Raw genomic sequence first — 7,203 nt, 5'->3', positions numbered from 1 at the left:
GCGCGGTCCCCGACGTCCCGTGGGGGCGCCGGTGCTGCGGGCCGACGGCGTGTGCGTCGACTACCGCCGCCACCGCGCGGTCGACGCCGTCGACCTGACCGTCCGCAGCGGCGAGGTCGTGGCGCTCATGGGACGCAACGGCTCCGGCAAGTCGTCGCTGCTGTGGGCGCTGCAGGGTGGGGTCAAGCGTGCCGCGGGCCGGGTCGCGGTGGGGGCGGAGGCGCTCGACCCCGCCGGACTCGCCCCGGCGGCGGCCCGGGCCCAGGTGGGTCTCGTGCCGCAGACCGCGTCGGACCTGCTGTACCTGGAGAGCGTCGACGAGGAGTGCGCCGCGGCCGACGCGCACACCGACGGGGCCGACGGGCGGTGCCGCGCGCTGCTCGACCGGCTGGCCCCCGGGATCGACGGCGACCAGCACCCGCGCGACCTGAGCGAGGGACAGCGGCTGTCGCTCGTCCTGGCGATCGTGCTCACCGCGGCTCCGCGGCTGCTGCTGCTCGACGAGCCGACCCGCGGGCTCGACTACTCGGCCAAGACCCAGCTCGCCGACATCCTGCACGCGCAGGCGGCCGAGGGACGGGGTGTGGTGGTGTCGACCCACGACGTCGAGTTCGTCGCGCTCGTCGCGGACGCCGTCGTGGTGATGGCCGAGGGTGAGGTCGTGTCGGCCGGCGACGTCGGCAAGGTGCTGGCGGAGTCGCCGGCGTTCGCGCCCCAGACGGCCAAGGTGCTCGGGCCCGGCTGGCTCACGGTCGCCGACGTCGCGGGGGCGTCGTCGTGACGTCGCGCCTCACGCCACGCTCGGCGCTCGTGCTCGGGGTCGCGTCGGTCGCGGGGCTCGTCATGTTCCTGTGGCCGCTGTTCGTGCAGCCCGCGGCGGGGGCGACCCGCGTCGACCAGCCGTTCATCTTCATGGCGCTGCTGCCGATCGTCGTGCTGGTCGTCGTCGCCGAGCTCACCGAGGGCGGCATGGACGCCAAGGCTCTGGCCATGCTGGGCGTGCTGACCGCGGTCAACGCGGCGCTGCGACCGCTCGGTGCGGGGACGGCCGGGATCGAGACCGTCTTCTTCGTGCTCGTCCTCGCCGGCCGGGTCTTCGGCCCCGGGTTCGGCTACGTGCTCGGGTGCACGTCGTTGTTCGCCTCGGCGCTGCTGACGTCGGGGGTGGGGCCCTGGCTGCCGTTCCAGATGATGTGCGCGGCCTGGATCGGGCTGGGCGCGGGGCTGCTCCCGCGACGGGTGACGGGCCGCGCGGAGGTCGTGATGCTCGTCGTCTACGCGGTGGTCGTCGCCTACGCCTTCGGCATGCTGATGAACCTGTCGTCCTGGCCGTTCCAGCTGGGCATCGCCGTCCCCGGCTCCGACCGGACGCTGCAGCTGGTGCCGGGCGACCCGGTGGGGGAGAACCTGCACCGCTTCCTGCTCTACAACCTGCTCACGTCGACCTGGGGCTGGGACACCGGGCGGGCGATCACCAACGCCCTGCTCGTGGGGATCCTCGGACCTCCCGTGCTGACGACACTGCGCCGTGCGGCCCGCCGTGCCCGCTACGGACAGCCGGCCGTCGAGGTCGCCCAGGGGTGAGGGAGCGCCGGTCGGCGAGGATGGTGGGCATGCGTCCGTCGTCCCGTCCCGTCCTGGTCCTCGCCGTGCTGCTGGGCGGCCTCCTCGCACCCGCCACCGCCGCCACCGCCTCCGACTCCGGCTCGACCGCCGCCTGCACCGCCGAGGACGTCGTGGTCGTCGTCGAGCCGGCCTCGCTCGGTGGTGAGCCCGACGTGCGCTGCGCGACCGGCCTCGACACGGACGCCGTCGCGCAGGACGCACTGGTCGCGGCGGGGCACGACCTGGTGGAGACCAGCGGGTCGACGCCGTTCGTGTGCCGGGTCGACGGTCGGCCCGGACCCGACGAGGAGCGGTGCGGCGCGTCGCTGTCCGGGTCGGGGTACTGGGCCTTCCTGATCGCCGACGAGGGCGGCGACTGGACGTTCGCGCAGACCGGGCTGCGCGAGCAGCGGGTGCAGCCGGGGCAGTTCGTCGCCCTGCGCTACCAGCTGCTGGCCGACGGCGAGGACGTGCCGGTGCAGACCCGGCCGACCGTCGAGACGCGGGAGCGGACACCGCGCGCGACGCAGGTCGAGGAGCACGACGCGCTGCGTCCTTCGGGCGTCGAGACTGCGGTGACGGTCGCGCTGGCCCTCGTCCTGCTCGCCGTCGTGGCCGGCATCGTCGTCGTCGCCCGGCGGCGCCGGCCGTGACCGGGCGCCACCGTCGGGTCGGCACACTGGTGCCATGACGGCGACGCGCCAGGGCGACCACACGGTCCGGTTCGACTGGGGACCCACCGGCGGGCTCGCCGTGGGCGAGGGCGCCGACGTCGCGGTCGTCGTCGACGTCCTGTCCTTCACCACCGCCCTCGGCGTGGCCGTCGAGCGCGGTGCCGTGGTGGTGCCGTACCCGGCGGGTCGACCGGACGCCGCAGCGGTGGCCGCCCAGACGGGCGCCGTGCTGGCCGGTGGGCGCTCGAGTGCCGCGCCCGACGAGCCCACGCTGTCGCCCGCCCGTCTGCTGGAGGTCGACCTGCCGCCCAGGCTCGTGCTGCCGTCGCCCAACGGGTCGGCCGTCGCGCACGCCCTGGCGTCGGCGGCGACGACCGTGGTCGGGGCGAGCCTGCGCAACGCCGCCGCCGTCGCCTCCTGGATCGCGCGGGAGCACGACGCCGACGACACGGTCGTGGCGGTGGTCGCCGCCGGCGAGCGGTGGCCCGACGGGACGCTGCGACCGGCGGTCGAGGACCTCTGGGGTGCCGGCGCGGTGCTCGCCGCGCTCGAGGACTTCGACTGGCCCGGTCTGTCGCCCGAGGCCGCCCTGGCCGCCGACGCCTACCGGCTCGTGCGGGAGCGCGAGTCGTCCCACCTGCACGCCTGCGCGAGCGGGCTCGAGCTCGTGGCGGCGGGCTGGGAGGCCGATGTCGCCGTCGCCGCCCAGGTGGGGTCGAGCGGCGTCGTCCCGGTGCTCAGCGACCGCGGATTCGTCCCAGCGCCATAAAGTCGAAAAAAGGTGTTGGACGATATTCCTGACTTTGGTCCATAATGCCTCCGCCCGGTGTCACGACTTTCGCTGCGAACGCGATAATCTCCACCTATGGCAAAAAAGACCGTGGAAAAGTTCTACTCCGACCTGAGCGGTGACGAGATCGACACGCCGTCGCCCACCGTCGCCTTCACCTTCGACGGGGTCGGCTACGAGGTCGACCTCACCGAGGCCGAGCGGCAGGCGTTCGCCGACGCCGTCGCGCCCTACGTCGCCGTCGGTCGCCGCGCAGGTCGCGCCTCCGGCCGCAGCAGCTCCTCGCGCCGCTCGTCCTCCTCGTCGTCCGCGTCGTCGGTCGACGCCAAGGCCGTGCGCGAGTGGGCGCAGGAGCAGGGCCTCGACGTCCCCGCCCGCGGACGCGTCCCCTCCTCGCTCATCGAGGCCTACCAGTCCGCGCACTGACCCCTGTCACGACCACGCGGCCGGGTCGGGCTCCTCGAGGAGTCCGACCCGGCCGCGTCGCGTCGGGGCCGCAGGATCAGAACGACACGCGGTTCTCCGCGGCCGCCAGGGGGTCGTAGGTCGGCTCCATCAGCATCTCGTGCAGGTGTCGCCGGCGGACGCCCATGTTGCCGCCGTCGTAGACCGGGAAGCAGAGCACGTCCTGCATGATCCCCGCGATCGGCGTCATCGTCGTGTAGGAGTCGACCCCGACGAGGCGCATCGCGTCGTAGACGACCTGCACCGACAGCTCGGAGTTGTAGATCTTGCTCATGTTCGACAGCTCGCGGTCCGCGCCGTCCGTCGCGTCGAAGTGGTGCGCCGCCTTCCATGCCAGGTAGCGGCCGGCCTCGATGCGGGTCTTGATGTCGACGAGCATGTAGCCCGCGTTCTGGTACTCGATGACGGGGTGCGGGCCGGACCGCTTCTCGGTCCGCGTGAACTCGTACGCGAAGTCGAAGGCCGCCCGCATCTTGCCGACGCACGCGGCGGCGATGCTCGAGCAGGTCCAGGAGAACGCGCCCTTGGTGAGGTCCATGCCGTCGCCGGGCTGGCCGATCATGTTGTCCAGCGGGACGCGCACGTCGTCCAGGTGCACCTGGGGCGAGTTCGCCGCGAGGTGGCCGACCGTGTCGATCATGCCCGTGATCTTCACGCCCGGATTGCCCTTCTCGACCATGATGATCGCGAGCGACTCCAGCGGTGGCTTCGTCGGGTCGACCCGACAGACCACGGCGATCAGGTCGGCCCCGTCGTCGTCCCAGCCCGACGCGTTCGTGGTGTAGGCCTTCCGGCCGTTGATGACCCACTCGTCGCCGTCGCGCTCGGCGAAGGTCTGCACGCCGACCGACGCGTCGGGGCTGTCGAAGTTGGCGCCGCCGGCGGCCTCGGTGAACGCGATCGCGGCGAGCCTCGGCTCCGAGCCCGCGAACGGCCGCAGGAACCGCTCCTTCTGCTCGTCGGTCCCGGCCTTGATGACGGGGTACAGGCCCAGCCCCGTGCCGAGGAGCGCGGTGGGCACGTTGATCTCGACCCGCGCGAGCTCCTCGCACGCGAGCGCGAACTGCAGGTTGGAGAAGCGGTGCCCACCCTGCTCCGCGGGCACGAGGCCGGCCAGGAAGCCGGCGTCGACCATCTTCTCGTAGTACGGCTTGATCGCCCGGAACCGCTCGAGGGGGTCGGCGATGTCGGCGATGGTGCCGGCGACGCCGCTCAGGACGTCGTCGGCGAAGGCGCGGGCCTGGAGTCGCAGCCCCTGCTGCTCCTCGCTCAAGGTGAAGTCAAGTGCCATGCTCGGCTCCTCTGTCGTGCGTCGGCGCTTCCGACGGCTGGTGCTCCAGCATCGGTCGGCGGCACAGGCGCTGGCTCGCACGAGGGTGCGAGGTTGGTGGGACAGCGGTGCACGGCTGTCCGGGACGTCGGGCTAGGACGCCTCGGCACCCAGCCGGTACTCCGACGGCAGGCATCCGCGGTGGGCCCGGAAGACCCGGTTGAGGTGGGAGAGGTCGTAGAAGCCCCACCGGGTGGCGATCTCCGTGACGGTGCGGCTGCTGCTCGCGAGGTCGCGGGCGCAGGCCTCGACCCGCAGACGCATCACCGTCTGGGCGAACGTGCACCCCGTGCCCTCGTAGAGGGCGTGCAGCTTGCGCACCGAGATCGCGAAGCGTCGGGCGACGACGGCCGGAGCCAGGTCGTCGCCGTGCAGGTGCGCGGCGACGTACCGGTTGATCGAGGCCCGCAGCGCGGCGTCGCAGCTCTCGCGGCGTGCGTCCCCGACCAGGTCGCCCGGTCCTGACGCGGCGGCCAGCGTCGTGGTGAACGCGGTCTCCGCCGCCTCGGCGGCGACGCCGTCGAGCGCGCCGATGTTCTGCCAGATCGACGCCATGGTCGACGCCACGAGGTTCGCCATCCCGCTCGTCCTCGAGTCGTGCGCGACAGCCGTGAAGCCCTCGTCCGACGCCAGCATGGGCACGAGGTCTGCCCGCGGCACGCGGAAGGACAGCACCCGCCACTCCCCGTCGCGGGGGTCCTCGACGAAGTCGAGGTGGTACTCGCTCGTCGTGTCGAAGAGCGCGAACCCGCCCGCGGGGACGACGCACGTCCGGTCGTCCTGGCGCCCGATGCACGAGCCCTTCAGCTGCAGGTTGACGAAGACCTCCTCCGACGCGGTCCGTCGCACCTCGGCGCGGCCGTGGGAGATCAGCTGGGTCCGTGAGGACACCTCCGCGCAGTTGGTGCCCGTGAGTCGGCTCGAACGCACCCAGCTCTCGATGCCGCTGCGTGTGCCGGCGTCGGCCGCGTGGTGCGGGCCGCGCTCGGCCGCGAGCGGCGCGAACGCCTCGCAGATCACCTCGCGCCAGTAGGCGAACTGCTCACCGACCGGCCGGTCCGCGGTGGTCCACGAGCGCATCGTCCGTGACGTCTCGCGACCGCTCGGCAGCGTCCGTCCTGGTGCTTGCGGTTGCACGCCCATCGCTGCGTCCTCTCCGATGTCTCCGAGCGTCCCCTCGACGCTAGGACGCGCGTGTTGTGCCGGTGAGGCGCTCGCGGCACCGTCGCGTGTCGAAGTCCTCACGCGCGCGGTCGTGCGGCGGTGAGGTCGCTCGTCGCGTCCGCGAGGGACGTGTCCCAGCCTCTCCTCGAACCCGGTGGCACAGACGCCGGGGGAGGAGGGGACCCCGTCGGTCGCTGGCGCTCCCTCCTCCTCGAATCGCCATGCTCGACAACGCACCACGGCCCCCAGCAAAGAGCGCTGGGGGCCGTGGCACGTGGCGGAGGATAGGGGATTCGAACCCCTGAGAGCTTTCACTCAACCCGCTTTCCAAGCGAGCGCACTAGGCCACTATGCGAATCCTCCGCGGACGAGCGTACCGGTCGCATCCCGCGTGGAACGCACCGGGGCAGCCCCCGTATGCTGGGCCCAGCCCCTCGCGTGGCGCTATCTCACCCAACTCCCCCAGGGCCGGAAGGCAGCAAGGGTCAGTGGGCTCTGGCGGGTACGCGAGGGGTCCTTCACGTCCGCGACCGTCGCCCGGGTCATCCGTCGGACCGACGTCTCTGCGTTCACTTAGGGATGGCGACGCGAACGCAGACAGATCCGTCGCCAGGGCCCGCACGACGACGCCCCCGACCATTGTGCGGTCGGGGGCGTCGGGAGTGGGTGCCGATCAGCCGATCGGGTCGACGACGCCGTGGTCGGTCACCGTCGACGCGAGGCGCGCCAGGTGCTCCGAGCCGTCGCCGAGCGTGTGGTCGATCGCGGTGAGCCGGCTCGTGTAGTGGCCCACCGAGTACTCGGCCGTCATGCCGATGCCGCCGTGCAGCTGGATCGCCTCCTGGCCGATGTGCCGGCCGGCGCGCGAGACCTGCAGCTTCGCGCGCGACGCCGCCTCGACGGCCCGCTCCGGCTCGTCCTGCAGCACCAGCGTCGCCCACGTGACCGTGCTGCGGACCAGCTCCGCCGACACGTACAGGTCGGCCGCCCGGAAGGTCAGCGCCTGGAACGTGTTCAGCGTGACGCCGAACTGCTTGCGCGTCTTGAGGTACTCGGTCGTGATCCGCAGGGCGACGTCGATCGCGCCGACCGCCTCGTGACCAAGTGCGACCTGGCCGCGCGCGACCGCCAGGGCCACCGCGTCGGCCGCGTCGGCCGACGGGTCGCCGAGCGGC

General features: G+C 72.7%; 8 protein-coding genes, 1 tRNA gene and 1 other RNA gene. 6 read left to right on the top strand and 4 right to left on the bottom strand.

Annotated features, from left to right (window positions below; all coding sequences use genetic code 11):
• The 5 genes from NH339_RS16615 to NH339_RS16595 all read left to right on the top strand — a co-directional run.
• The coding region (locus tag NH339_RS16615) for an ATP-binding cassette domain-containing protein (RefSeq protein ID WP_253027131.1) at window positions 1–781 on the top strand (781 nt) is incomplete at its 5' end.
• Complete coding sequence (locus tag NH339_RS16610) at window positions 778–1,584, top strand: ECF transporter S component (protein WP_253027130.1); 807 nt, start codon at window positions 778–780, stop codon at window positions 1,582–1,584. The genes NH339_RS16615 and NH339_RS16610, both read left to right, overlap by 4 nt.
• A 29-nt stretch (window positions 1,585–1,613) precedes the next feature.
• Window positions 1,614–2,258: a hypothetical protein gene (locus NH339_RS16605; RefSeq protein ID WP_253027129.1), complete on the top strand. Its 645-nt coding sequence runs from the start codon at window positions 1,614–1,616 to the stop codon at window positions 2,256–2,258.
• 34 nt (window positions 2,259–2,292) lie between these two features.
• Entirely contained in the window at window positions 2,293–3,048 is a 756-nt protein-coding gene (locus NH339_RS16600; protein ID WP_253027128.1) for a 2-phosphosulfolactate phosphatase, read from the top strand.
• A 96-nt stretch (window positions 3,049–3,144) separates the two neighbouring features.
• Entirely contained in the window at window positions 3,145–3,495 is a 351-nt protein-coding gene (locus NH339_RS16595) for an Lsr2 family protein (RefSeq protein ID WP_253027127.1), read from the top strand.
• 76 nt (window positions 3,496–3,571) lie between these two features.
• Here the strand turns inward: NH339_RS16595 and NH339_RS16590 are convergent, their stop codons facing one another.
• The 3 genes from NH339_RS16590 to NH339_RS16580 all read right to left on the bottom strand — a co-directional run bounded on the left by NH339_RS16590 (window position 3,572) and on the right by NH339_RS16580 (window position 6,391).
• A complete protein-coding gene (locus tag NH339_RS16590; protein WP_253027126.1) occupies window positions 3,572–4,825 on the bottom strand; it encodes an acyl-CoA dehydrogenase family protein in 1,254 nt (417 codons plus the stop codon).
• A gap of 132 nt (window positions 4,826–4,957) precedes the next feature.
• On the bottom strand, window positions 4,958–6,007 hold the full coding sequence (locus NH339_RS16585) for an AraC family transcriptional regulator (RefSeq protein WP_253027125.1): 1,050 nt from the start codon (window positions 6,005–6,007) through the stop codon (window positions 4,958–4,960).
• 296 nt (window positions 6,008–6,303) lie between these two features.
• A tRNA-Ser gene (locus tag NH339_RS16580) sits at window positions 6,304–6,391 on the bottom strand.
• Between the two features lie 65 nt (window positions 6,392–6,456).
• Here NH339_RS16580 and ffs point away from each other — a divergent pair.
• An RNA gene (gene ffs, locus NH339_RS16575) (signal recognition particle sRNA small type) lies at window positions 6,457–6,547 on the top strand.
• Between the two features lie 154 nt (window positions 6,548–6,701).
• On the opposite strand, the gene NH339_RS16570 is transcribed toward ffs, so the two are convergent.
• The coding region (locus tag NH339_RS16570; RefSeq protein ID WP_256475716.1) for an acyl-CoA dehydrogenase family protein at window positions 6,702–7,203 on the bottom strand (502 nt) is incomplete at its 5' end.

It is taken from the genome of Aeromicrobium sp. CnD17-E (assembly GCF_024124745.1).
Taxonomy (GTDB): Bacteria; Actinomycetota; Actinomycetes; order Propionibacteriales; family Nocardioidaceae; genus Aeromicrobium.
The sequence above is the reverse complement of the archived record's forward strand: the minus strand, read 5'-3'. Positions and strand labels throughout refer to the sequence as shown.